This window comes from Undibacterium sp. YM2 (assembly GCF_009937975.1).
In the GTDB taxonomy this organism is placed as follows: domain Bacteria; phylum Pseudomonadota; class Gammaproteobacteria; order Burkholderiales; family Burkholderiaceae_D; genus Undibacterium.
Map to the genome: position 1 here is coordinate 4,024,753 of NZ_AP018441.1, position 24,636 is coordinate 4,049,388.

General features: G+C 51.1%; 21 protein-coding genes. 11 read left to right on the forward strand and 10 right to left on the reverse strand.

What is annotated here, in order from left to right; genetic code table 11:
- Positions 1–91: 91 nt before the first annotated feature.
- A complete protein-coding gene (locus UNDYM_RS18050; RefSeq protein ID WP_162042267.1) occupies positions 92–778 on the reverse strand; it encodes a hypothetical protein in 687 nt (228 codons plus the stop codon).
- 487 nt (positions 779–1,265) lie between these two features.
- On the opposite strand from UNDYM_RS18050, the gene UNDYM_RS18055 reads away from it, so the two are divergent.
- From UNDYM_RS18055 to UNDYM_RS18080, 6 genes are all read left to right on the forward strand, one after another.
- The gene (locus tag UNDYM_RS18055; RefSeq protein WP_162042268.1) at positions 1,266–1,709 is read left to right on the forward strand and encodes an ATP-binding protein; all 444 of its coding nucleotides are present in this window, start codon (positions 1,266–1,268) and stop codon (positions 1,707–1,709) included.
- Between the two features lie 48 nt (positions 1,710–1,757).
- Positions 1,758–3,839: a SpoIIE family protein phosphatase gene (locus tag UNDYM_RS18060; RefSeq protein ID WP_162042269.1), complete on the forward strand. Its 2,082-nt coding sequence runs from the start codon at positions 1,758–1,760 to the stop codon at positions 3,837–3,839.
- A complete protein-coding gene (locus UNDYM_RS18065; RefSeq protein ID WP_162042270.1) occupies positions 3,836–4,720 on the forward strand; it encodes a transporter substrate-binding domain-containing protein in 885 nt (294 codons plus the stop codon). Before UNDYM_RS18060 ends, UNDYM_RS18065 begins: the two co-directional genes overlap by 4 nt.
- Positions 4,717–5,544 carry a bifunctional 2-polyprenyl-6-hydroxyphenol methylase/3-demethylubiquinol 3-O-methyltransferase UbiG gene (locus tag UNDYM_RS18070; protein ID WP_162042271.1) on the forward strand — a complete coding sequence of 276 codons (828 nt, stop codon included), beginning with the start codon at positions 4,717–4,719 and terminating at the stop codon, positions 5,542–5,544. Before UNDYM_RS18065 ends, UNDYM_RS18070 begins: the two co-directional genes overlap by 4 nt.
- Positions 5,545–5,634: 90 nt before the next feature.
- Entirely contained in the window at positions 5,635–7,203 is a 1,569-nt protein-coding gene (locus tag UNDYM_RS18075) for a transporter substrate-binding domain-containing protein (protein ID WP_162042272.1), read from the forward strand.
- The gene (locus UNDYM_RS18080; protein WP_162042273.1) at positions 7,203–7,850 is read left to right on the forward strand and encodes a polar amino acid ABC transporter permease; all 648 of its coding nucleotides are present in this window, start codon (positions 7,203–7,205) and stop codon (positions 7,848–7,850) included. Before UNDYM_RS18075 ends, UNDYM_RS18080 begins: the two co-directional genes overlap by 1 nt.
- A gap of 149 nt (positions 7,851–7,999) precedes the next feature.
- Here UNDYM_RS18080 and UNDYM_RS18085 read toward each other — a convergent pair whose 3' ends face one another.
- From UNDYM_RS18085 to UNDYM_RS18095, 3 genes are all read right to left on the reverse strand, one after another.
- The gene (locus UNDYM_RS18085) at positions 8,000–10,282 is read right to left on the reverse strand and encodes a molybdopterin cofactor-binding domain-containing protein (RefSeq protein WP_174244952.1); all 2,283 of its coding nucleotides are present in this window, start codon (positions 10,280–10,282) and stop codon (positions 8,000–8,002) included.
- The gene (locus UNDYM_RS18090) at positions 10,279–10,770 is read right to left on the reverse strand and encodes a (2Fe-2S)-binding protein (protein WP_162042274.1); all 492 of its coding nucleotides are present in this window, start codon (positions 10,768–10,770) and stop codon (positions 10,279–10,281) included. Before UNDYM_RS18090 ends, UNDYM_RS18085 begins: the two co-directional genes overlap by 4 nt.
- A gap of 79 nt (positions 10,771–10,849) precedes the next feature.
- The gene (locus tag UNDYM_RS18095; RefSeq protein WP_162042275.1) at positions 10,850–11,818 is read right to left on the reverse strand and encodes a sodium-dependent bicarbonate transport family permease; all 969 of its coding nucleotides are present in this window, start codon (positions 11,816–11,818) and stop codon (positions 10,850–10,852) included.
- 93 nt (positions 11,819–11,911) lie between these two features.
- Here UNDYM_RS18095 and UNDYM_RS18100 point away from each other — a divergent pair, with 93 nt between their 5' ends.
- Positions 11,912–12,808 carry a LysR family transcriptional regulator gene (locus tag UNDYM_RS18100; RefSeq protein ID WP_162042276.1) on the forward strand — a complete coding sequence of 299 codons (897 nt, stop codon included), beginning with the start codon at positions 11,912–11,914 and terminating at the stop codon, positions 12,806–12,808.
- Between the two features lie 8 nt (positions 12,809–12,816).
- Here UNDYM_RS18100 and pgeF read toward each other — a convergent pair whose 3' ends face one another.
- Complete coding sequence (gene pgeF, locus UNDYM_RS18105; RefSeq protein ID WP_162042277.1) at positions 12,817–13,521, reverse strand: peptidoglycan editing factor PgeF; 705 nt, start codon at positions 13,519–13,521, stop codon at positions 12,817–12,819.
- A 191-nt stretch (positions 13,522–13,712) separates the two neighbouring features.
- Between pgeF and UNDYM_RS18110 the strand changes: the two genes are divergently transcribed.
- Entirely contained in the window at positions 13,713–14,507 is a 795-nt protein-coding gene (locus tag UNDYM_RS18110) for a hypothetical protein (protein ID WP_162042278.1), read from the forward strand.
- Positions 14,508–14,532: 25 nt separating this feature from the next.
- Here the strand turns inward: UNDYM_RS18110 and UNDYM_RS18115 are convergent, their stop codons facing one another.
- Positions 14,533–15,444, reverse strand: coding sequence for a LysR family transcriptional regulator (locus tag UNDYM_RS18115; RefSeq protein WP_162042279.1), 912 nt, complete (start codon positions 15,442–15,444; stop codon positions 14,533–14,535).
- Positions 15,445–15,625: 181 nt separating this feature from the next.
- Between UNDYM_RS18115 and UNDYM_RS18120 the strand changes: the two genes are divergently transcribed.
- Positions 15,626–17,596, forward strand: coding sequence for an alkyl/aryl-sulfatase (locus UNDYM_RS18120; protein ID WP_162042280.1), 1,971 nt, complete (start codon positions 15,626–15,628; stop codon positions 17,594–17,596).
- Between the two features lie 190 nt (positions 17,597–17,786).
- Here UNDYM_RS18120 and UNDYM_RS18125 read toward each other — a convergent pair whose 3' ends face one another.
- Together UNDYM_RS18125 and UNDYM_RS18130 are read right to left on the reverse strand one after the other, a co-directional pair.
- Positions 17,787–18,005 (reverse strand): cold shock domain-containing protein, encoded by a 219-nt coding sequence (locus UNDYM_RS18125; RefSeq protein ID WP_162042281.1) that lies wholly within the window; start codon positions 18,003–18,005, stop codon positions 17,787–17,789.
- Entirely contained in the window at positions 17,998–19,170 is a 1,173-nt protein-coding gene (locus UNDYM_RS18130; RefSeq protein WP_162042282.1) for a reverse transcriptase family protein, read from the reverse strand. Before UNDYM_RS18130 ends, UNDYM_RS18125 begins: the two co-directional genes overlap by 8 nt.
- 944 nt (positions 19,171–20,114) lie before the next feature.
- Between UNDYM_RS18130 and UNDYM_RS18135 the strand changes: the two genes are divergently transcribed.
- On the forward strand, positions 20,115–21,812 hold the full coding sequence (locus UNDYM_RS18135; protein ID WP_162042283.1) for a tol-pal system YbgF family protein: 1,698 nt from the start codon (positions 20,115–20,117) through the stop codon (positions 21,810–21,812).
- 553 nt (positions 21,813–22,365) lie between these two features.
- Positions 22,366–22,845, forward strand: a complete 480-nt coding sequence (locus UNDYM_RS18140; protein WP_162042284.1) for a hypothetical protein — start codon at positions 22,366–22,368, stop codon at positions 22,843–22,845.
- A gap of 153 nt (positions 22,846–22,998) precedes the next feature.
- On the opposite strand, the gene UNDYM_RS18145 is transcribed toward UNDYM_RS18140, so the two are convergent.
- Together UNDYM_RS18145 and UNDYM_RS18150 are read right to left on the reverse strand one after the other, a co-directional pair.
- Positions 22,999–23,520 carry a hypothetical protein gene (locus UNDYM_RS18145; protein WP_162042285.1) on the reverse strand — a complete coding sequence of 174 codons (522 nt, stop codon included), beginning with the start codon at positions 23,518–23,520 and terminating at the stop codon, positions 22,999–23,001.
- 281 nt (positions 23,521–23,801) lie between these two features.
- Positions 23,802–24,506, reverse strand: coding sequence for a GntR family transcriptional regulator (locus UNDYM_RS18150; RefSeq protein ID WP_162042286.1), 705 nt, complete (start codon positions 24,504–24,506; stop codon positions 23,802–23,804).
- Between the last annotated feature and the right edge of the window lie 130 nt (positions 24,507–24,636).

A 24,636-nucleotide genomic window follows, 5' to 3' on the forward strand; every position in this document is an offset into this window, starting at 1 on the left:
AATCAGATCATGCCCAAAGGCAATAGATTGATTAAAGTATTCTGCACCCAAGCCCGACATCACAATGAAATTCCTGGTATGCATGACCATCTCAATCCAGATGGCCTATGTAACGCAGTATCGAGGCGTCGATATCAACCAGCGTGTCATGTATCTGGGCGATGACCTTATAGCCTTCGTCAGACCCGTAGTGTTGCACGACCCGTCTTTCCAGCGTGGCGACCTCGCCTAGCTCAGCGATGGTATTGCCCATCGTAAAAGCATGCAGCCTGACCGGCCCGGCAAAGGTGGCAAAACAGAACAGGGGGCTGCCAGCAGTGGCTACGCCTAGCTGCTGCAGGTTCTGCATGAGTTGCCCCATGCGCCCTGGCTGCGCTTGCAGGTTCAGGTAATACAGGTAGGGTGGCGGGGTTTCGCGCTCTATCGGGTCTATGCCGTCATTGACACGGTTGAGTACAAAGCTTTCCATCTGCAAGACGCATTCCTGGAATTTTTCCAGCAAGGCTACGCTGTCAGCACCATAAACATCAGACAAAACCTGGTCCAGTGAAGGCATGCGGTCCATGTCACCGAGTTCTGCCAGGGGCAGCATTATATAGACATAATTGGCCGGGCCAGCCACCGTGGCATAGGCCATCCAGCGCATGCGGCGGCTATGCTGCTGGTAGGCGAAAGCGACCTTGCCAGCCAGCTCCTTGAATTGCACATAGCGCTCGCGGCGCACAGACAAACGCACGAAAAGACAGTAAGGGGTAGGAAACAACCACTGAGCATTCATTGTTTTTTACCGGCTGAGTCGATGCAAAAAGTTTAACCGATCTGGGAGCCTGACAGCAATATGAATGCGGGCAAACAACACTTATTGAAGGATAAAAAAATTGTGAAGAAAACACGAAAAATCTGTTAATTTGCGTTAGAAATCATCGACAAAAAATTCCGGCGCGGGAATAATAAGCTGCCCGGACAATGTATGTTCCTGCAGTTTTTTCATGCCGCTGAAGTTCCTTCTAGCCGCAGGAATGTTCCGGCTTTGTCCGCGATATTTTGAAAAGATTGCATTTAACAGTTTTTAACCTTGCACCTACCCTGCTTGTTTATATTGGCATTTTCTATCTGAAACAAGTTACATTGAATATCCGAGCGGCAAGGGCCTGAAAGCCAGGACGTGCAGGCGATATCAGCCAGGAGCCATGCATGCATCACATTGCTGGCCTGTACCTGGTTTTTATCCACCTGTCAGGCTTATCATCGTCGGGGAGACTTAGATGTCGAGTGAAGAAGCAGCGCCGGGCACAGCCAGATTTCATCACATTATCCCCGGCCTGATACCGGAGATAGAAAGCCTGACCGAGGCACTACGTGGCTGGGCAGACCGTCACGGCATACCGGCACGCATGATTAACAGTATCGTCCTCATGCTGGATGAATTATTGACCAATGTTGTCATGCACGGCTATGGCGATGATGACAGTGGTGAAATTGAGGTGACCGTGCTGGCGACTACGAATGGCCTTGAAGTCATCATCCGCGACAGCGCAACCGCCTTTGACCCTTTCTCTATCGCCGAGCCTGATACCACACTCGATGTCGATGAGCGCGACATAGGCGGCCTGGGCGTGCATTTTGTCAGGAAGATGGCTGACAGTTTTGCCTATCGCCGCGATGGTGACATTAATGAAGTGCGTTTTAGCAAGAGTTTCCCGTCCTGATCATTTTTCAGCAAACAGACCAAAGATACCCAGACACCGGACCAGAAAATGCCCAGCACGACGCCGCCAGCCAGCCACAACAATAATATCAACTTCTTCCGCAACTATAACCGCCTGGTTGGCTTCACCTATATCGCCATCGTCGTACTGACCATGGGCTTTTTCCTGTTCCAGATACGGCAAAAACACACGGAAGAAATCAAGGTCATACAAGGCCACGTTGATAGACACGGCCAATTCGTTGAATTCATCCTGCGCTCATCACTGGACAGTCTCGAAGCCATGCGCATCTCGGCGGCTAATTTCTACGATAGCGCCCTACCTGCTTTCAGCAAGGCAGAAACAGATACCGGGCACTCTCCCCTGTTCAAAAAGCTGGAACAGGAAAAGCTAAGTTTTGATCTCGACAAGGCACCTGAAAAAGATGCCACTGGCAATCTGAACGGCATGGGCAAATTGCAAGGCCGCACACCTGAGTTTTATCTGGATGTGGAAATGGCGCTTAACCTGAACCAGGTCTTCCAGGCGATTGCCTTCAATTTACCGAATGCCAGCGAAAGCCGTTTCATATCGGCGGATAATTTTTCCAATACCTATCCCTGGATGGATGCTGCAAAACGTCCGCATAGCGACAAGGTATATCAAAGCCAGGTCTGGCTCATGGGAACGCCAGAGAAAAACCCTACTGGCGAAAAATACTGGGCACCCGTGTATTACGGTGGTACAGCAACGGGCTTGCTGGTGCCAACGGCTGCCCCCATCTACCATGACGACAAATTCCGTGGCGTGGTCTCCATTGATACCAGCCTCGATTACCTGAACCGCATCAATGCTGACTTTGCCTACCAGCCAGGCACAGTCTTTCTCGTCGATGCCTATGGTGAAGTGGTGGCCCATCCTGAGGCTTATGCGAATGCGCTGGAAGTGCAGGCCACGCAAAAGCTGGAAAAAATCATGCCTGCAGGCATACTCACAGACGGTAAACGCCTGACTGATATTCCTGCCAACCAGGCCGTCGAGATGGGTGATTATCTGTTGATACGCCACCCCTTTATTTCAGCGCCGTGGCAACTGGTGTATGTCGTACCCAGGAACCAGTTGTGGAAAAACCTCTTGTGGGAACGTGGCCCAATCATGTTGCTGGTGGTATTGGGCCTGACGCTGCTGATGGTCGTCACTTATTATGTGACCACGCGCGAATTCATTTCTCCGGCGTCCAAACTGGTCGCACATATCGCAAAAGAAAGCCAGTTCACCCCAGCCCCGATACCGGTAGTACCTGGCAGCTGGAAACCCTGGTTTGAAACCATCTCACAAGCCTTCAAGCAAAGCCTGCAACTCGTCAGCATACGTCAGGAACTGGATATTGCGGCCAATATGCAGCTGTCGATCTTGCCGCGCCACTGGCCCAATGAAAAAGAGTTTTCTTTATGGGGCATCATGCGCTCGGCGAAGGAAGTGGGCGGTGATTTCTATGACCACTTCTCACTCGGCAATGGCAAGACAGGTATAGTCGTGGCCGACGTCAGTGGCAAGGGCGTGCCAGCCGCATTATTTGGCATGGTATCGAAAACCCTGATACGTGCGACCGCCACCCGCAATGCCAGCGAGCCTGGCGAGATCATCGCGATTGCCAACGACATTTTGGCAGAAGACAATGATGAATGCATCTTCGTCACCACCTTTTATGCCGTACTTGATCCGGCCACTGGCATACTTACTTATGTCAATGGCGGCCATCCGCCGCCGCTGCTGATACATCAGGATGGCACGACAGAATTTTTGCCCATGACAGGTGGCAGCGCGCTAGGCATCATGGATGGCATACCCTTTGCGCAAAAAACCATACAGTTGCAGGAAGGTGATTACGTACTGATCTATACCGATGGCGTGACAGAAGCCTTCAACCCGCAGAATGAAGAATACACACCAGAGCGGCTGCCGCCCCTGTTTGCGAATCGCCCCATTGCCGATGTCAATGAAGCCGTCAATCGTACCGTTGCCGATGTCGATTTGCATGCCAATGGCGCACCGCAATCGGACGATATTACCTGTGTCGCCCTGCATTTTCATTTTGCGAAAAATAGTGTGGCCGACAATAAACCACAAGAAGATCAGCAGGCATCATGATGACATTCAAATTCAAGATATTACGCCTGGCCTGTTTGACACTGCTGAGTTTGTTGAGCGCCACTTCGCTGGCCACCAGCCTGGCCGAGATCAAGCAACGCGGCAAACTCGTCGTCGGTGTCAAGAAAGATGTACTGCTGTGGGGCTATCAGGACAGCAGTGGCAAAATCGTAGGCATGGAGCCAGACCTTGCGCAAAGCATCGCCACTGATCTTGGCGTGCAACTGGAACTGGTCGGCGTGCTGACGGCTGAACGCATAGACGCCGTCAAAAGCGGCCAGGTCGATATCCTGATTGCCACTCTTACTGATACGCCGGAAAGGCAAAAGGAACTGAACCTCATCCTGCCACATTACTATAGTTCAGGTGTGAACCTGCTGACCCGCAAGAGCGAAAACTTCAAGGAATGGACAGACCTGAAAAACCGTCGCGTTTGCAGCCGTCGTGGTGCCTTTTATAACCGCCGTGTGACGGTGACTTATGGTGCTGATGTCGTCGCCCTGTATTCCAACGACTGGTCCAAGCAGGCTTTGCGCGATGGCCGTTGTGCGGCTCTCGTGTATGACGATACGGCTATAGCAGCCATGTTGCGCGCCCCTGAATGGGCGAATGACTTTGTCATGCCGATGACCACGATATTCACGACACCCTGGTCCATCGCGATTGCCCCGGCAGAGCGTGGTGGCGATCTGGAAAAATATCTTTCCAAGACCATTATCAACTGGCACAGGAATGGCTATCTGCAGCAAGTCGAAAAATCCTGGTCCATACCACCATCACGCTTTCTCGATGACATGCACAAGACCTGGAACAAGAGAAGTGGCGACAAATGGTTATGCGGTGACAGCATCACCCCCAGCACACCGAAAGAATGCCTGTGAAAGATGATTTGCCAGCACCCGCTCGTGACAATCATCAAATCGCCGAGGCGATGACGGATTTGTATGACCGTTATTACACCAGCCATGAATACGAAAAGCGCTATCCCAAGCCCAACCAGGGCACCCTGCACTTCCTGTTTGATAATGGCGCAAGAGAGGCAAAAGACATACTCGATTTTGGTTGCGGTAATGGCCGCTATGCCCTGCCCCTGTTACAGCAAACCAATGCGAGGCTGACCGGTTTTGATATCTCACATGCAGCGATAGCCGAGCTGTCACGTTTTTTACAAAACAATCCGCATGCAGAGCGCATGCGTCTGTTCGAAGGTGACGCACAAATCCTCAATGGGCAGGGTGACTATGACCTGGTCATGCTGATGTTTGGTGTGCTCAGCCATGTTGGCGACCATACTGCCAGGCTGGCTACGCTGAGGCAATTGCGCAGCCTGATGCGGCCTGAGGGCAAGCTGGTGCTCAGCGTACCCAGCATTTTCCGCCGCCGCCCCTTCGAGTTATTTGCAGCATACTGGCAGCGCATGACAGGCAAGGCGCGTGATACGCAAAAAGAACCGGGCAATATTTTGTTTACCCGCAATATAGACAAACAGGCGCACCAGTTTTTTTATCACCTGTATTCAGTCGCTGGCTTGCGTGCAGAATTGCAGGAAGCAGGCTTTGCCATCACCGCGCTGTCACCAGAAAGCCTGCTGCCAGAATGGATGATTACCCAGCATGACCTGTTGGGCAAGCTTGATGAAGCCCTGCTACCCTTGCTGCCAGCGGCGCTCGGCTATGGCATACGTGCAGTGGCTGTACCCACATAGACATGATTCAAACATGATTCAAACATGACGATATACAAAAGAAAAATAAAATCATATTGCAGCCTGCTATTTTTGTTGATGATGCTATTCATGACAGCAGTACAGGCACAAGCAGCGAAGTCACCTGCTGCAAGCGAGAGACTGACACTGATACGCGAACGTGGCGCAATCGTCGTTGGCGTCAAAACCGATTACCCACCGTTTGGCATGCTGGACGCCAATGGCGTGCCCGAAGGTTTCGAGCATGACCTGGCAGCCGACATCGCCAAACGCCTTGGCGTGCAATTACGCAAGGTCAGCGTCACTGGCAGCAACCGTCTGCAAAAATTACAGGAAGGCGTGATCGACCTGGTGATCGCCACGACGGGAGACACGGAAGAACGCCGCCAGATCGTGACCATGATAGAACCGAATTATTATGCGTCCGGCGTCACCCTGTTCATGCCGCCGACAGCAAACATCAAGGACTGGGCAGATACCCGTGGCCATCCTGTATGCGCAACACAAGGCTCTTACTTCAACCGTGTCATGCAGCAGCGTTATCTGATGGAATTGCAGATGTATAACAATGCCAGAGATGCCAAACTGGCTGTCAAGGATGGGCGTTGCATAGGCTATCTGTTCGACAATACCGCCGTCATCAATGATCTCGCCAACCCTGAATGGAAAGGCTATAAAGCACCCTTGCCGCCCACCCTGAACACACCTTGGGCGATGGCTATCAGCAAGAGTGAAAAAGGCACGGAATTTGAAAAAATGCTAGGCGATATCGTCGCCGACTGGCACCGCAGCGGCTTTTTGCAAGAGCGGGAAAAAGCCTGGGGTATAGCGCCATCAAAATTCCTGGCGGATACCCACGCACTGTGGCAAAAAGAGGAAGGCGACAAGACACCCTTTTGCCACCGCATGCCAGACGGTAGCTGGCGCGCGGAATGTCGTAACCAGGTATTCCTGACATCAACAGATGTAGGTGGTCTGGCGCAACTTGGTCTGTGGCTCAATGAAACCACGGGCATCAACCTGACCCTGGTGTATGACAGCTTTGACCGCAGACAGTTCTTTTATGGCTTGCTGGTTACGCTGGTGCTAACGGTTTTTTGCATCACTTGCAGCCTCTTGCTGGGCTGGGCGGGTGCAGTATTTGCCGAATCCAGAATATCGCTATTATCAGTCACGGCACGGCTGCTGGGTACGGTAGGCCGTATGACGCCACCCTTGCTGTGCATGTATCTGCTACTGTTTGGCGTGGGCGCAATACTCAGTGAAACTGCCGGCATCGCGCTGTCTGCCTTTGGCGTGGTCTTGTTTTGCCTCAGCGTGTATACCGGCGCTGGCGTCATGACAGCCTTGCTGGATGCAGCAACGGCTTACCGTTTGCAACATGGTGAATTTCGCCTGCGCTTTGCCAATACCTCGCAAATCGCCAGGCTGGCCAGCGGCTCGGTGACAGCATCGCTGATCAATGTATCCAAGGCTACCATGATGGCGTCTGCCGTGGCCGTGCCAGAACTATTGTCGGCCACCACGTCCATCATCAATGAACGCGGCAATGTCGGTGTCATGATGAATGCCCTGCTCTTGACCTTTTTGCTGATTATCTTTGCCGTGGTGCGTGTCATACGCCAGCTTGAACAAAAAATCCTGGCGAGGGTCGCATGATGGACGGCACAGAAATCTTCCAGCACCTGCTGACCTGGACACCATTTTTGCTCGGCGGCTTTGCCATGAACATCTGGATATCCCTTGTCGCCATGATCATAGGCACGGGCATAGGCTGGGTACTTGCATCCTTGCGTTTATCCAGCCATCCGCGCCGTGTCAAAGCCAGCCTGGTGGCTACCGAGTTTTCGCGCAGCATACCAACTATCGTGTTCCAGTTTTACCTGGCCTTCATGCTGCCATCTGAAATCCTGCTGCCTTATTTCAAGACCATCATCAGCTTCCCGGTATGGATCAAGGCCGCATTGGCACTGGCGATTGCCGTCATTGGTTTCACCAGCGATAACCTGACGATAGCGATGGATGAATGGAAAAAAGGTAACCACCATGCCGCCTTCCTGTTCATCCCCAGCTGGACCAGCTATGCACTCATCATCGTCATGGCCTCGAGCACAGCATCCATCATCGGCGTCAGCGAACTGGTCAGCCGCTGCAATACCGTTATCAATGCGACAGGCAATACGGCTTTGATGCTGCCGATTTATTTGTATGCCTGTTTGTTCTTCTTTTGCTTTTGTTATCCGCTGACTTTATTGATGAAGCGGATTTCGCGGCAGTTGAAGTTGCGGTATGGGATGGAGAGTTGAGTGGCGTAGATTAAGCAATCTCGTAGGTTGGGCTACGGGGTATCAGCCCAACACTCGGCGTTTAAATAATGTATACGTTTTGTTGAGGCCCAGTGTTGGGCTGGTGAATCGTAGCCCAACCTACGAAAACATACTCATTAAATCTTAAATCAACTCCAACTCAAATCCGTATGCATCAAAGGCAACTGCCTGACCCGCTTGCCCGTCGCTGCAAAAATCGCATTACACACCGCCGGGGCCAGCGGTGGGAAGGCTGGCTCGCCCAGACCCGTCACAGGAAAATCCGTCTTCAGGAAATGTGCTTCAATCCTGGTATAACTGTCCTTGATGCGCAGCAGCGGATATTCATTGAAATTACCCTGCACGACTCGGCCACGCTGTATATCGAGCTCGGGGTACATCAGGGTACTGATACCATCGAGGACCGAGCCCTGTACCTGATGCTCGGCACCGCTGAGATTGACTATCTGCGAACCTATATCGGTCACCACGACCACCCTATCGACCTTGAGCTCACCCTGTTTGCTGACGGTGACCTCGGCCACCTCGGCAATATAGCCACGGTGGCTGAAATGGAAGGCAATGCCCTGCCCCTGGCCACGCGGGAATTTCTTTTTACCCCAGTCTGCCCTGGTTGCCACCTCCTGCAAGACACGCTTCATGCGACCCACATGATAAGGCTGACCGCGCTCACCCGTGCCCGGCACGATTTCTTTATCACCGAGTATATCAAGGCGGAACTGCACAGGGTCGCGCCCAGCTGCATGGGCCAGTTCATCTATAAAGCTATGGAAGACCCAGGCAAACACATTGCTGCCCGGTGCACGCCACGGCCCCATGGGGATATTGCATTCCATCAGCGTCTGTTCCAGCAGGCAGTTTTCCAGCCAACGACCAGGGAATTCATCGCCGGACAAACTGGCACCACTGCCCGCCTGTAATTGCGGCTTGCCATCCCGCATGACTTTATTGCCAAAGCTGACGAAGTGATTATGCCAGGCAGTGAGCTTGCCCTTGTCATCCACCGCACCACGCAAGAAGTGAAAACCACCCGCGCGGAAATGATCATGGCGCATATCGTCTTCACGCGACCAGGTCAGCTTGACGGGTGCATTGACGCGTTTGGCAATCGCGGCAGCTTCGACGATAAAGTCTGAACTCAGGCGGCGACCAAAGCCACCACCGCTGCGGGTGATGTGCAGCTTGATTTTTTCCTTGGGCATGGCCAGAACTTCAGCCACCAGATTCTGGCCAGACTCAGGCAACTGGGTTGGCGCCCAGATTTCCAGGCTACTCTCTTTTGCATTGTAGGCTGCCGTGCAATTTTGTGGCTCCATGCTCGCATGCGAGATGAAGGCGTAGGAATAGGCAGCTTCCACTGTTTTGGTAGCCTTACCCATGGCAGCTGCAACATCACCATCCTTGCGCAAAGTGGCAGTGCCTGGCTGGCCAGAGAGTTTTTTGGCTTGTTCGGCAAAGCCAGCCCAGCTCTCAGCTGCGCCCTTGCCTTCATCCCATTTGACATCCAGTTGCTTGCGAGCGCTGAAGGCGGCCCAGGTGGTTTCGGCAATAATCGCCACGCCGGGCATGAGGCCGCGCAGATTGTCCGTACCTTCAATGACAAAAGCATCCTTAATACCTGGCAAAGACTTGATGCGATCAAGATTGGCACTGACGACCTTGCCACCAAAGACAGGGCATTTTTCATAGACGGCATACAGCATGCCGGGTAATTTCACATCTATGCCAAACAGCGGCTTACCGGTGACGATGGCGGCATTATCGACACCGCCTATGCGCGTGCCCAGCAGCTTGAACTGCGCCGGGTCCTTGAGTTTGACATCCTTGGCATCTGGCACAGGCAATGTAGCAGCTTTAGCGGCCAGTGCCGCATACGTCAGTTTGCGCTGGCTGGCTGCATGGTGTACGGCACTGTCCGCCGCATGGCATTCAGATGCAGGTACATTCCAGGTCTGTGCAGCAGCACTGACCAGCATGGTGCGTGCCGTGGCACCCAGCCTGTGGAATTCATTGTAATTCGTCGGCGTGGAAGTTGAACCACCGGCACCCTGGCTGCCATAGGCGGGATTAAGATCACCCTGGATGATGCGCACATCTTTCCAGTTCACTTCCAGCTCTTCGGCTATCACCATGGGCAGCGAAGTCTTGATGCCCTGCCCTATCTCTGGTTGTTTGGATACCAGGGTCACTGTGCCGTCACTGCTTATACGTATCTGGGCATGCGGGACAAAGTCTGTTGCGCCACCTGTTGCATTAGCCGCAGGCTTGCTGATCTGCGCAAGTGCACTGTCGCCAGCCCCCAGATAAGCCAATACCAGGCCACCGCCAGTGAATGCTGACATGCGTAAAAAGTCACGGCGTGCCGGAGAACTGACTTTTGGCTCAGCAGAAATATTTTCAGGTTTATTCATTTCGCCACCTTGTTCTTGCCACTCTTGCCATTAGCGATTTCTGCCGCCCTGTGTATGCCAGCCCGTATGCGTATATAGGTAGCGCAGCGGCACAGGTTGCCGCCCATGGCCGCATCGATATCAGCATCAGTGGGATGGGGCTTGTCTTTGAGCAGGGCGGCAGCCGACATGATCTGGCCAGCCTGGCAATAGCCGCATTGCGGCACGTCCAGCTCTTGCCAGGCGGTTTGCAGCGGGTGCGTGGCCTTGGCGTCCAGGCCTTCTATGGTAGTGACTTTTTGTTTGCCTAGCGAAGATACCGGCACCAGGCAAGAGCGGGTGGGTGAACCATTGATATGCACGGTACAGGCACCGCACTGCCCCACACCACAGCCATATTTGGTGCCAACCAGGTTCAGGCTGTCGCGCAGCGCCCATAATAAGGGGGTATCGGGGGCGACATCTACGGCCTGCAACTGGCCATTAATATTCAGGGTATGTTTGCTCATGCTGAGTCCGCTAAAGTTGAACAAGTCCAATCAGGCATGCAAGATTGTATGCTTTTTAGGCAAATCAGGTGAGGCAGTTTCAAATCAATACACGATGAGCGATTGTCATGTACAAAGGGATACCGAGCAAGATATTGAATGGAAAGGTCATACCCAGTGACATGCCCAAATACAGTGCTGGTGAAGCCTCAGGAATAGCAAAGCGCAAAACCGCCGGTACTGCAATATAGGAGGCACTGGCAGCAAGGACCATCAACAGCGCAGCATCACCTGCGGGCAAGCTGAACAGGGCCGCAAGGACCAGCGCAATTCCGGCATGGGCAAGTGGTGCCAGCAAGGAATAGGCAATCAGCAAGGGAGACTTTCCACGCAATTGTCCCAGGTTGCGTGCAGCCTTTAAGCCCATATCAAGCAGAAAGAACGCCAGCATGCCTTTGAACAGGTCGCCAGAAAATGGCTGCATCGATGCCTTGCCTGCCTCACCGGAAAGTATGCCCACCAGCATGGCCCCCAACAACAGCAACTGCGCACCATCCGTCAAGGACTCGTGCAGTATCTTGCCCAGTGTAGGTACAGCACCGGGCTCACCAGCATTCGCATGGCGCTTGCGCACTGTATTTGCCACGATCACGGCGAACAATATCGCTGGCGACTCCATCAGCGCCATCGCAGCCGCCATGTGGCCACCGTAATGCAAAGCATGGGTATCCATGTACTGCACGGCCGTGATAAACGTGACGGCACTGACTGAACCGTAAGTCGCCGCCACAGCAACGGCATCAAGGGCTGGCAGAATTCGCTTCAAGGCCAGATAAGACAATGCGGGAACAATCAGCGCCAACGCAACCGCGCAGCCCAGGCTGGTTACCAGTTGCAGGTTGAGGCCAGAATGCGCCAGCGCAAAACCGCCCTTCAACCCCAGGGCCATGAGTAAATACAAGGAGAGGAATTTGGCAATCTGCGAGGGTATCTCCAGATTTGATTTCATCAAACCAGCCAGGATGCCAAAGATAAAAAAGAGGATGGCGGGGTCAAGTAAGCTCTGCATATCTGCCTTAAGTATATCGATGGCAGGCATGGTAATCGCAGGCCATCATAAGGTAAAATCAATTTTTTTAAATGCAATCATAGATAAAAACCTATGAACATCACATTTAGACAATTGCAGATATTCATACGCCTGGCAGAGCTGCGCAGCATCAGTGCTGTTGCACGCGCCTGTCATGTGACACAACCCACGGTGTCCATGCAACTAAAAGAAATGACAGACACCATAGGTATGCCCCTGTATGAAGTGATAGGCAAAAAACTGTACCTGACCAAGGCAGGCGAAGAGTTGGCGAGTACCGCCCGCAGCCTGGCGCATGAATGGGGCAGCTTTGAACAGCAAATCGCAGCCATGAAAGGTTTGACCGAGGGCAGCCTGCGCGTGGCCGTGGTCAGCACCGCGAAATACTTTATCCCGCGTATGCTGGGTGATTTTTGCAGGGAATATCCAGAAATTGATATCGCACTTGAAGTACAAAACCGTGACGGCGTCGTCGAGCGCCTGAGAAACAATTTGGACGATATCTACATCATGTCCACGCCCCCTAAGGACATCGACGTCGTCAAACAAGTATTCTTGCCAAATCCACTGGTCGTGGTTGCACCCTTGCAGCATCCTCTGGCGGGGAAAAAACGGCTGCAATTTGCCCAGTTATTAAATGAGCGCTTTATCCTGCGTGAGCGGGGCTCTGGCACCAGGCTGGCGTGTGAACACTACTTTAGTGAGAATAAGATCGCACCCGTGGTCAGACTGGAACTCGGCAGCAACGAGGCGATCAAACAAGCAGTTGCTGCCGACATGGGGCTGACCATTCTGTCACGCCATGCACTGGGTGATCATTTGACAGATCAAAACCTGAGCGTTCTGGACGTCCAGAATTTTCCCATCATGTCGAACTGGTATATCGTTCACCTGCAAGGCAAACGCCTGTCCCCCATTGCCAGCAATTTTCTTGGCTATCTGAGCCAGCACGCGCAAGACAAGGTTTAGAAATCAGATCAAGGCAAAATCACCAGCCCTGAATGTTGAAAAGAATTACGGTCACCACGACGATAACTGCGATAAACATATTTGCCTTCTGCTGTCTGGCTGCACATCGTGCAAGGCACGGCATGGTCTATCTCGCTGATACCGATTTGCTGCAAGGCACGGCGAGCCAATACATTCAGATCTACATGGCGGTAACGCGGATTGATGGCTGTGGCATCCAGATCAGGAAACTGCCGCACAAAATCCGCCGCCAGCTCTTCGCTGACTTCAAAACAGCATGGGCCTATATGCGCACCGATGGCCGCCACCCAGTCTTGCGGCTGCTCGCCCTGTGCGGCCAGTTCCTGCCACAAGGTTTGCACCACACCACCGACTATACCGCGCCAGCCAGCATGGGCGACTGCTATCATCTTGCCGTCACGCCTGGCCATTAACACTGGCACGCAGTCCGCAGTGATCACGGTCACGGGTATGCCCGGCAGGCGCGTGAAAAAAGCATCTGCGTCACCACATTGCTGATGGTTTTCCGTTACCTCCACCACGCGTATGCCATGTACCTGCAGCTTGTTGGGCACAGTATCCCAATACCCGCTCAGGCTGGCGGGGACAAAGTCACGGGCATTGCCAAAGCCATAGCGTATACCGGGAACACTGGAAAGAAGGCTGCTGTGGTGTTGACTATGCTGGCTGCGATGGCGGTGATGCAGGGACAAGGCTGGCTCCGGTAAATTTGTTCAGAGCAAGATTTTAGCGACTTTCTTGTCCGGTATGTGCAGCAGTTCTTACTTTTAAATACCCGCACCTGTATCTATGCAGGAACTTAGTGGCAAAGCATCAGTCTGAATTCCAGAATTCAGCATTGCAAAATTTAAAATCTTCTCTATCCTCATACCGCGAGACAATAATGCGATCAATAGTATTCCCTGCCCTGGTCCTGCTATTTGCCAGCTTCAACCATGCACAGGCTGCCACTGAGACACTGTCCCCCGGCAAAACCCTGTCACGCATCACCCTGTTAAAGGAAGGCACGCATCACTACCTGCGCTATTTCAAGAGTGGCGACAGCAATGTCCCTCTTGATATCTGGTCGCGCGAAGTACAGATCACAGAGCAGAATGGCGAAAAGCGCATACGCATACGCCAGCGCTGGGATGGCGCAGCCATACCGCCCAGCGCACCAGTGTCCACCCAGGCCAACAGCACAGCGACTACCAAGCTCCTCGATTCATGGGCACAATTCCCCAGTTTTACCCCGATCAGCCATGAACGCATTACCGACAAGGACGGCAAACACCTGGTAGAAGGCTTCACCTTCAGCGCCGACAAGATCACGGGCATGAAAGATCTCGCCGACAATAGCCAGAAAGATTTTGCCATGCCATCTGCCGTTGCCACCTACAATTTTGAAACCGACATCGAATTCCTGCAAACCCTGCCCCTCGCAGCAGGCTATGAAGCGAGGGTCAACTTCTACCACCCTGGCAGCAAAAGTGCACCAGCCTATTACAGCTTCAAGGTGGCAGGTGAAGAAAGCATCCCCGGGCCAACTGGCAATATCGATTGCTGGCTCGTGACCACCGATTACAATCGGCCAGGCACAGTCACCAAATTCTGGTTTGCCAAGCAAAGCCAGCTCATGTTGCGACAAGAAGCAACAATGCCCGATGGCCGCACGCTGGTGAAGACATTGATAGATTGAAGCGGCATAAGCATTGAGCAGTCCCTTACTGCCTTGCATGCAGTTCAGCCAATTCCTTGAAGCGTGCTATGACATGCTGCGCCACTGGTGAATGACTGCGCCCCCGCAGCGACACGATACCCACCTCAGAATGCATATTCGGGATGCCCGCAATCACCAGCGGCAACATCAGGCCACGCTGGATTTCATCTGCCACCGCAGCATTGATCGCAGCCAGTATGGTGTCAGACTCCAGGGCCGCGCGCTTCAGCGTCAGCACGTCATCGCACTCAAGCGCAATTGGCAAGGCGGCGCCCGCTGGCAAACCCAGCAATTGCGCCAGCGCCTTGCGTATCGCTTGCGGCAAACGCACGGATGCCAGGCCATAATCAAGGATATCCGCAGGCAGCCTTTCCGCCTTGTTCAATAGCGGGTGCCCGGCGCGCACAAAAAAACCGCCACGCTGGCGCGCCAGCAAATCAATGTCCAGGTCCTGGTCCGGCGGCAGATCACGCGTATCTGCCACAAAAAAATCCAGCTCTTCAGCCCGCAGATGCTGGGCGAGGTATTCCCAGTTATTGACCTCTACCCGCAAGCTGACGCTGGCAAAATTCTGCCGCAATTCTGGCATCAGCATGGGCAGCAAGGTCGCCGCCGGAAATGGCCCAACGCCTATCGCCAGCTCACCTATCTGCTTGCTGCGGTATAGCTCAATATCCCTTTGCAGGCAATTGCTGTCAAACACCAGCTTGCGCGCCCGTTCTATAAAAAAGCTGCCTGCGGGAGTAGGCAACACATCGGTCGTGCCACGGTCAAACAATTGCACCTGCAACTCAGCCTCTGCCGCCTGTATGCTGCGACTAAGGGCAGACTGCGACAGATGCACGCGCTCGGCAGCACGGGCAAAATTCTTTTCATCTGCGAGGGCAACTACATGTTTGAGTCGCTTAAGTTCCATTATGTTCCATAGCCCTTACCTGAAGAAAACAGCATAAAAAGTCGGCAATGCGCGCAGCTCTTGAGTATTATCATTTCAACACACCCATGCAAGCAGTGCATTGATTTTAGCTTAAGAATGCATTGGACAAGCACAATTCACTGCCCTACGCTCTTCCATAAAATAAATAATGGAGACTGTCATGCATCATTTGAAGTTAAATCCTCTCGCCGCCCTGCTCATTGGCAGCCTCATCCTCAGCGCCTGCGGGCAAAAGGCCAGCAACGCCCCCAGGGGCGACGCCACCGCCACCACTGTCAAAGCCAATGCCGACATGGCGCAAAGCCTGGCGCTGGATGACCAGCAAGACTTTGAAGATGCCAAGCGCGGTCTCATCGCCAAACCAGAAGGCAAAATCCTCGGCCCCGCAGGTGAAGTGCTCATCGATTTCGATGCCTGGAAATTCATTGATGGCGCAGCCCCCGCCACTGTCAATCCCAGCCTGTGGCGGCATGCAAAACTCAATGCCCAAATCGGCCTGTTCAAAGTCACCGATGGCATTTACCAGTTGCGCGGTTTTGATATCGCCAACATGAGCATCATAGAAGGCAAGACAGGCTGGATCATTGTCGATCCGCTGACTTCCAAAGAAAGCGCCAGCGCCGCCCTTGCCTTTGCCCGCAAGCACCTGGGCGACAAGCCAGTGACTGCCATCGTCTTCACCCACAGCCATGCCGACCATTTTGGTGGTGCACTCGGCGTCATCACGTCAGAAGAAGTCAAAAGCAAAAACATCCCCGTCATCACCCCCGACGGTTTCATGGAAGAAGCCACCAGCGAAAACATCCTCGTCGGCACCGCCATGGCCAGGCGCTCTGGCTACCAGTTTGGCAAAGACCTGGAACGCTCACCCAAGGGCCTGGTCGATACCGGCCTTGGCAAAGCGGTCGCCTACGGCAGCATAGGCGTGCTGGCACCCAACCAGCTCATCACCAAAGAAACGCAGGAGCTGACACTCGATGGCGTGAACTTTGTCTTCCACAACGTGCCAGGTGCAGAAGCACCGTCAGAACTCACCTTCAGCATCCCCGATAAAAAAGCCTATGCCGGTGCCGAGATACTCGCGCAAACCATGCACAATCTCTTGCCCGTGCGTGGTGCCAAGGCACGCGATGCCCAGCGCTGGAGCAACTACCTCGAACAGGCCCTCGCACAAAGCGCCGATGCCGATGTCTATTTTGGCCAGCACAACTGGCCCATCTGGGGCAAGCCACGCATTGCAGAATTCATCACCAAGCAGCGCGATGTCTATAAATACACCCATGACCAGACCGTGCGCCTCATTAATGCCGGTTACACGCCTTACGAAATCGCCGACAAAATCAAGCTGCCCAAATCACTGGAAAACTATTTCGGCGCACGCGGCTACTACGGCGACCTGCGTCACAATGTCAAAGCCGTGTATCAGTTCTACATAGGCGCGTATGACGGCAACCCCGCCAACCTGAACCGCCTGCCACCGCAGGAATCTGCCAAACACTATGTAGAGTTGCTGGGCGGCGCAGATAAAGCCATCGCCGCAGCACAAACATCGTTCGACAAAGGAGAATACCGCTGGACAGCCGAGCTGCTAAACCACGTCGTCTTTGCCGACAGCAAAAACAAAACCGCCAAAGAACTGCTAGCACGCACCTACGAGCAAATGGGCTACGCAGCAGAAGCATCCACCTGGCGCAACAGCTACCTCACGGCAGCCAACGAGCTACGCAACGGCCCACCCGCCAAAGGCATCAACCGCGCCAACATGATAGACATGCTGAGCCAAACCCCGATAGAACGCTTCCTCGAAGCCATGGCCGCCGGCCTCAACGGCCCCGACGCCGAAGGAAAAGACTACAAGCTCAATCTTGTGCTGACCGACACCAAAGAGTCTTACGTACTATGGATAGAAAACGCCGTACTGCATCACAAAAAAGCAGAACCGGTAAAAGATGCGAATGCCACGCTAACACTGACCAAGCCCATCTTCATCAAGATGATGGCGGGGACGGCAGGCGTCAAAGATACGCTGTTCAGTAATGACTTGAAGGTGGATGGCAGCAAGATAGATTTGGTGCGCTTCTTTGGTCTCATCGACAAGGCGCAGGGGACGTTTGGGATTGTGACGAAGTAGATTACACCTATTGCTTACTGGCAGGCATACAGGATGACTTCTTTTGAGAATAGCATCACTATTTTGATGCGCTAGATATGTAGATTGATACAGGACTTATTGAACTGTAGTAGTTTCGATTTGATCAGCCATTTCAACTAAAACAAAACTATTGACGAACGGCCTATGAACCAACAGCAAAGGCCATACTCTAGGCAATTATATGAACATCAATAGCTACAGGCCCTCTCCCACCTTGTTCAATACTGAACTCAACTGAACATCCAGGAATAGCTGCCGCGTCACGATCTGCGGACAGAAATTGATCAAAGTACACGAATAGATCCTTTCCTTCAGATCTACTTATAAACCCATAACCTTTTATCGGATCAAATGTTTTAAGAATCCCGGAAAACCGTTCTTTAAGCATAATGACTCTCTTTTGTAGATGTAGGCCGTCTTTTGTTAAGCATAATTTGAAGCTGCCTAGCTATTCTCGGATTTGTGCGTTTCACTATAGAAACCTGATGCTGTAAATGAAAAAATCTCTGTAAATAACCAAGTTTTGAACTATCAATCTCTTTTCTAACAAACATTTTCACTACTTTTTGAATTTTTGCGATCTTAGAATGTTCAAAAATTGGAGGAGTAGCGTCTAGCAACTTTCTAAGTTGACCAGCCTCGACATGTTTTAACCGCTTTAAAAGTGCTACCTGCCCCGCCAATTTACTGTGCTGTTGATGATATTCGTCTGAAACGCAATCTTTAACTCCATTTTTTGTTAACCTGGTTACAGAAGCAGAAATTTTCACCCGCTTATCTGCATCCAATCTAGGCATTCCTCTATTTAGCCACAATCCCGTAATCAGCATCAATTTTTCCGGATTACTTTTCGAATATATTTGAGTCTTATCAGGATGAATTTTAAAACCGTAGTTAACGAGCATACTTGATACCAATTTAATTACGTTTTCAATCGCTTCTTTCGACATTGATTTTTCTGTGCTTACTGTAATGTCATCAATCAGCCGAGTGTAAACAAATCCTTTTTGTTCGAATAATGACGCGAGTTTATATTCTCTATCCCAGATCACTAAGTTCGCAATGTATGAACTAGTAGGAGCACCTTGAGGAACTGATCCATTGAGCGTGGTTAAACCTGCCAAAGCTTCGGATACTTGTGGAGGAAATTTGCACAGACGCAAAAACATCTGGTAAACATGTTCGTAGGTTATAGATGGATAAAAACTTTTAATATCCATCGCAATGGCAGTTTTACACGCTGCATGAGCTGACGCGTTAGATATGAAATCTCGTGGAGTATCGGCCTTAATCCCGCCATGTAAATAATGTGGAAAACGGAAGTGACTAAATATTCGCGAAATAATTCTCTTGTGAATAATTTTAAGCTCGGCCTTCGGTTCTGCTAATTCCCGAATCTTATTTTTGACTTGCTTCTCGAAAATAGTATAAAAATCGGTTTGAACGCTGGCGATTTTCTGTATACGATGAACAGAGATATCTAGCGTTTTCGCCAACACCTGTAGCGAACCGATAGAAGAGGCATCGTAGACTATTTTATGGTTTTGCCTCATTGAATATCCAAATTACTTAAAGTGGAAAATCAGTAGAGAGTTATTTACATAATCATCTTAGAATAAAGTTCGGTAGCTAAGATGATAATTTTAATAATCATCGGAATGTGAGGAATAACACCCCTCAAAATCCGACTCGTGCTAGTTTGGGCGGGTTTGTCGCAATAGTGAATCTCCCGACGCACTACAACTAAGTTTACGACAACAATTTTTACCGCTCTTTTGAAAAATTTGCTCATATCAATGCCCTTTATAGTTAATTAACAAAGCTCAAAATGAGCAATGCCGCCTAACATTAAAAGAGACAATCGAAGCAACAACCCTGTACTAGCACTCCCTCCACATCATTACGCCTAACTAACGTACTTGTAGGTTCGGTTACTCATTGATGACGCAATTTATTACACTTGCACACCAAGGCCCCGGTAATGATCATCTTCAAAAAAGAAGTTGATCGTCTAATGGCTGAAGTCAAAATAAAAATGAAGTCAGAAAAAAGACTTGGATCTTCGATTCGCGGTAAAAATTCATAAACACCCTCAGACATTCGCCTGATGATAATTAATTGTAACAGTTCGTTACCAATGAAATTGTCAATTGTCCAAAAAAATTTAGAGGAGAGATTTTTTTACAACAATCCGCTTAAATAAAGTTCGAACAAAATGATCATATACATATTGCACACAAAAATTCCCCAACATGTCATAACGTCATATTTCAATATCACTAGCAGCAAGGGACTACTTAGAAATCGAGTTGCGAGTAGCCGCGACATGTGCGGTTCAAACAGCTAAAAATTATTGGTATCCGCCAATATTTCGAGGATGAATTATTCCCTCCAGCAACAGCCTTGCACACAAGCCTGACTACGTTTATATTGCCGGGTTGCCCGCACTTCCCGCCCCTATACAGCGCTTTTACCGCGCACAACAACAACTCAAACCATGTCCGCAGAACCCCAGATCAAGATTTACCAAGACGATATCACGCCATTTTTGCAGCGCCTTCCTTCGTTTTTGCTGTTTCCTTTCAAGCCTGCACCGCTGATCATGATTGCGGGCTTGTCGGCCCTGAGTGTCGTGACGGTGTTTGCGTTTGGCATGTTTCGCGGCTTGCTGATGCTGTTCTTTTTGCGCTATGCCTATGCGGTCATGGAAATGGCATCGATGGGGCAACTGAACCCAAAATGGGATGACATTACTGTCTGGGGTAATAAAGATAAACGCCCCTATAAGCAGAACCTGGTGTTCTTGCTGTATTTTATTTTGATGGTCATCGTTGGCACTTATGCCATGAAGCCGGATGCGAATGCGCCTGCGATCTCATCCAAATCCCAAACCAGTGCCGCAAGTGTGCAAATGCCTGCGGCGGCATCGCTGGCGGCAATAGCGGGCAATGAGGCCTCCCCTGCCCGCAGGCCTGCGCCAACAGATGAGGATGACGACAGTACCGACCCGGATGAACCCAAAGCCCTCAGTCAATATGATATGGCTGCGCCCAAGGCCAGCAGCGATGGCAGTGATGAAGCAGCCCGGCGCATTGCCATGCGTGAGGCGGAGCTGACCTATGGTACGCAAAACGGCGCGCAAGACAATAGTGTAGAAGAAAGCAGCAACCAGCCGCGTAGCAGGATGGATAAATTCATGGCGCCAGATGTGCATTTTGCCAAATGGTTTTATGTGCTAGCCATCCTGTTTGCCCTGCCTATCCCCGCTGCGGTGATGGTGCTGGCGATTGAAGACAATGCCTGGCGTGCCCTCAACCCTGCGACGGCGCTGTTCTTCATACGTGGCATGGGTGCATCCTATTTCGTGGTGTGGGCAATCTTTGGTGCAGTCTTGTTGAGTATAGAAGGCTTGCGTCATCTGATACCGGCAACCTGGTCGCCTTTCGTGAGCGTGCCGCTGATGACTTTTTTGAATTTTTACCTGATCCTGGCAACCTATTCAATGATGGGCTATGTGCTGTATCAATACCATCAGCAACTCGGTTTGCCTGTGGCAGTGGATTTTGATACGCACAGGGAGCAGTCCAAGGCGAAGGACAATCCGGCACCTGCATCTTCTGACCCGTTCATCCAGCGTATCGACGCACTATTGATGAGAGGTGAGCTTGATGCTGCCTTGCGCATACTGGAAGATGAAATGCGCTATGAGCGCGGCAACCTGACCCTGAATGAAAAGCTGTATCAGCTGCTATTGCGCAAAGGCGATGAAAAACGCATCTGCGAACAGGCGCGGCGCTATATGCTGGTGCTGGGTAAAGCTGGCTATCACGAAAAAGCCATGCATATGCTAGGTGAACTCAAAAACCGCGACCCGGCTTTTGAAGTGCAACCTGACGATATCCTGCAAGTTGCCAGCAGTGCTTTTGCGACCAACGATTTCAAGGGCGCGATGAATCTGATACAGGGCTTTGACAAAAAGAACCCCAAGCATGCAGATATTCCTGCCATATACATGCTGGCCGCCCGCCTGTCTGGCGACCATTTCCGCAAGTATGCGCAGGCAATTTCTATCGTGAAGGTGATCTTGCAGCGCTACCCGGATGCAGAGGTGGCAGCAGAAGCCAGTGCCTATCTGGAAAAAATGCAAAAGCTCATGGCGGCATTACCGCCTGCTGCAACAGTGGCACCAAGCTGATTAGCTAACTCGCTATTGCATTCAGCCGGTATTCTGCACGAAGAACAGAGGACTTTCATTGTGTGGATAGGTAATTACGCTAAAATCAAGATTACTCAAATTCAATGTGAAAAATGATAGTCAATATCCTCGCACTATACTTGCTCCTTCTGGCTTCAAGCATTAGTTACTGGCTGATATTCTCATCAAATTGGATATGGTCAATCGCCGTAATAATGTGCTTCGCCGGGTCAGTCGGTCTATTCAAGCGGAAATCCTGGGGCAAGTTTCTCTGGTACTTGATTGCGTTCATCGCTTCGACTGGCTGGGTAGCTATGGCGATCTATAATCTGTCAAGTGCTGACAGCAATGTGTTTCAGCATTGGGATCAATTAATGATTGCGCTGATACCTGGCTTAGTCTGGATCTTTTCCTGGGTAGCCGGTAGCTATGTGGTGACGGTTCAGTTTCGCAAACTCAGACCTATTGACAGGCCTTAGATGGGATTGGGGCAACGCATGCGTAATCGTACTGCAGCTCGTGTAGGTACGATTAGTGAAACGTAATCGTACGCATGCAAACCTGCGCATGTCATGGTGGTTTGCAGCTTCATAAAATTTCAAAAATATTTAAAAAGGATATAGCAACTATGTCACTCGCTGGAAGAATTCGTCTTTTAGGTTTCTGTTTTTCTGCACTGGGCTTATATGAAGGTGTGGGAGGTTATCTCGAAAATCGCGACTTCGAGCTCCTCGGAAGAAATGCTCAGGTTGAACCGCTGGAGAAAATTTCTGGGCCAGCCAGCAATCAAAACAACGTCCGCCTGACATTCATCACAGAACGAGGCGAAAAGTACACTGTGACGAAAAGCATTGATCAGGCTACCTCGCAAACCCTGCATGGTGGGCGAAGTATGAGGATCATTTATTTGGCGAATGACTATGCAAAGAACAGATGGCCATGGGAAAAAAGAGACGTGAAAATGGGCCTCGTCATGACGATTTTTGGTTTTCTTATTTTGGCATTCTCTTTTATGTACCGGCCTTCAAAATGAAGCCGCCAGGTGGTGACAAAAACATGGACGATTAGTAAAACGTATTCGCACGCATGTAAGACTTCGAAACAACAAATCTACAAAACATGGTGCGTAGATCAACATGCGTACGATTACGCAAAGCTAATCGTACCTACTCAGGGTGATTCAAACTTAATTGAATTCCAAAACATGCAATCCAGATTTTTCTGCCAGACGTAAAACTGGTTCAGCCCTCAGACGGTCATTAAAATAAAACACATGGGTGTCGTCCCACGATGCTACGTAGAGACTATCAAACTCGGGCAAGATGAGGAATTGGAATGGGGTGTTGAGCATTTTATGCTTGCATTGGGTCAGATAGCCAGCCTTGTCGGTATATTGTTTGATGACCAGTTTCTCTTTTTGCGGCCATTGGCCACGGTAACGAACGGTGAACACCTCGGTAGCATCAAATATCGCAGCCCAGTGCGACAGAAATTTCTTATTCCGGTTTTCTTGTTCAGCGGCGTCTATGTTATCTAATAGAGGATACTCGCTCTCGCAAGTGATCCAGTGGTCAAACACAGAGGTGGCAACGCGCCCCATATTGCCGTGATCAATATTTTCTTTTATGTTCTGCAAAAATGGGAATTGCAGCTTGATGCTGTTTTCTTTGTCGATGCTGACTTTGGATAAGATTTTTGTTTTGCGCATGTTGTTCAATGATCAGGATTGCTGTGGCAGTGTAGGTACGATTAGTGAAACGTAATCGTACGCATGTAAATCCTTGAAGCGACCATAGCTCTTTAAAGCTTGATGCCTGCTTGATTTGTGATGTGCGCTCTACCAAGGGTATTCAGTGAGTCAACATGCGTACGATTACGCAAAGCTAATCGTACCTACAGGATCTGCTTATCGTTAGTCTCGCATTTTCACAAAACCGCTGCCACCAGTTTTGTGCATCCCTTTATTACCCCTACTTTTCAAACTTAACCTCAAGCCAGCAACGCCGAAATAAAATCCTTCTTGTCACTCTTCGCCACTTCTTTGAATTGCAACGCCGATTCAACGTGGTGCAGGTGATGGGCCATCAGTTCTACGGCTTTTTCTACATCCCCGGCTTTTGCGGCCTTGATGAATTCTACGTGTTCGTCTGATGAGCAACTGGCGTCGCGGCTGGACTGGTAGAGCATGGTGATGAGGGAGCTACGGCCTGCGAGCTTCATGAGGATGTCGGTCAGTACCTGGTTGCCTGCAGTTTTGGCGAGCAGGATGTGAAAGTCGCTGAGCAGGGTTGAGCGTTCCTGCACGTTGTTGTCGCTGATGGCCTGGCGTTCCTGGAGCAGGTGTTGTTCTATGCGGGCGTAATCTTCTGCGGTGGCCTTGGCGATGAATTCGCGCACCAGTGCGGCTTCGAGTATGCGGCGGACAGCAAATATCTCGTGGGCTTCCTGCTCGCTGGGCTTGCTGACGAAGGCGCCTTTTTCTGGCACGAGGTCAATGAGCTTGTCCTTGGCCAGCATGACCAGGGCCGCGCGGATTTTGGTGCGGCTGACGGAATACATGCGCGCCAGTGCCTCTTCCCTGAGCTTGGTACCAGGCGGCAGCCTTTGCTCGGCGATGGCTGTGGTGATGTCCAGGGCGATGGCTTCTGAGCTGTCTGCCTGGTCTGCCTGGGCTGGATTGGTGGTGGCGGTCATATTCTTATTTACCTGTAGAGCTGGCGTGCTGCATGATGAGCTAAGGCTAAATTGTAACCTGATAAGGATAACGCCCAAAGATTTTGGCCTTTGGGCGTTATTTTTATTCCACTACCCTTGACCTGGCGCA

Excerpts from the sequence above, each read along its gene's own strand:
- UNDYM_RS18125 (WP_162042281.1), bottom strand. The coding sequence starts at position 18,005 with ATGCTTAAAGAACGGTTTTCCGGGATTCTTAAAACATTTGATCCGATA.
- UNDYM_RS18135 (WP_162042283.1), top strand. The coding sequence starts at position 20,115 with ATGTCCGCAGAACCCCAGATCAAGATTTACCAAGACGATATCACGCCA.
- UNDYM_RS18080 (WP_162042273.1), top strand. The coding sequence starts at position 7,203 with ATGGACGGCACAGAAATCTTCCAGCACCTGCTGACCTGGACACCATTT.
- UNDYM_RS18140 (WP_162042284.1), top strand. The coding sequence starts at position 22,366 with ATGCAAACCTGCGCATGTCATGGTGGTTTGCAGCTTCATAAAATTTCA.
- UNDYM_RS18095 (WP_162042275.1), bottom strand. The coding sequence starts at position 11,818 with ATGCAGAGCTTACTTGACCCCGCCATCCTCTTTTTTATCTTTGGCATC.
- UNDYM_RS18060 (WP_162042269.1), top strand. The coding sequence starts at position 1,758 with ATGCCCAGCACGACGCCGCCAGCCAGCCACAACAATAATATCAACTTC.
- UNDYM_RS18110 (WP_162042278.1), top strand. The coding sequence starts at position 13,713 with ATGCGATCAATAGTATTCCCTGCCCTGGTCCTGCTATTTGCCAGCTTC.
- UNDYM_RS18150 (WP_162042286.1), bottom strand. The coding sequence starts at position 24,506 with ATGACCGCCACCACCAATCCAGCCCAGGCAGACCAGGCAGACAGCTCA.
- UNDYM_RS18120 (WP_162042280.1), top strand. The coding sequence starts at position 15,626 with ATGCATCATTTGAAGTTAAATCCTCTCGCCGCCCTGCTCATTGGCAGC.
- UNDYM_RS18130 (WP_162042282.1), bottom strand. The coding sequence starts at position 19,170 with ATGAGGCAAAACCATAAAATAGTCTACGATGCCTCTTCTATCGGTTCG.
- UNDYM_RS18055 (WP_162042268.1), top strand. The coding sequence starts at position 1,266 with ATGTCGAGTGAAGAAGCAGCGCCGGGCACAGCCAGATTTCATCACATT.
- UNDYM_RS18090 (WP_162042274.1), bottom strand. The coding sequence starts at position 10,770 with ATGAGCAAACATACCCTGAATATTAATGGCCAGTTGCAGGCCGTAGAT.
- UNDYM_RS18115 (WP_162042279.1), bottom strand. The coding sequence starts at position 15,444 with ATGGAACTTAAGCGACTCAAACATGTAGTTGCCCTCGCAGATGAAAAG.
- UNDYM_RS18075 (WP_162042272.1), top strand. The coding sequence starts at position 5,635 with ATGACAGCAGTACAGGCACAAGCAGCGAAGTCACCTGCTGCAAGCGAG.
- UNDYM_RS18145 (WP_162042285.1), bottom strand. The coding sequence starts at position 23,520 with ATGCGCAAAACAAAAATCTTATCCAAAGTCAGCATCGACAAAGAAAAC.
- UNDYM_RS18065 (WP_162042270.1), top strand. The coding sequence starts at position 3,836 with ATGATGACATTCAAATTCAAGATATTACGCCTGGCCTGTTTGACACTG.
- UNDYM_RS18050 (WP_162042267.1), bottom strand. The coding sequence starts at position 778 with ATGAATGCTCAGTGGTTGTTTCCTACCCCTTACTGTCTTTTCGTGCGT.
- UNDYM_RS18085 (WP_174244952.1), bottom strand. The coding sequence starts at position 10,282 with ATGAATAAACCTGAAAATATTTCTGCTGAGCCAAAAGTCAGTTCTCCG.
- UNDYM_RS18100 (WP_162042276.1), top strand. The coding sequence starts at position 11,912 with ATGAACATCACATTTAGACAATTGCAGATATTCATACGCCTGGCAGAG.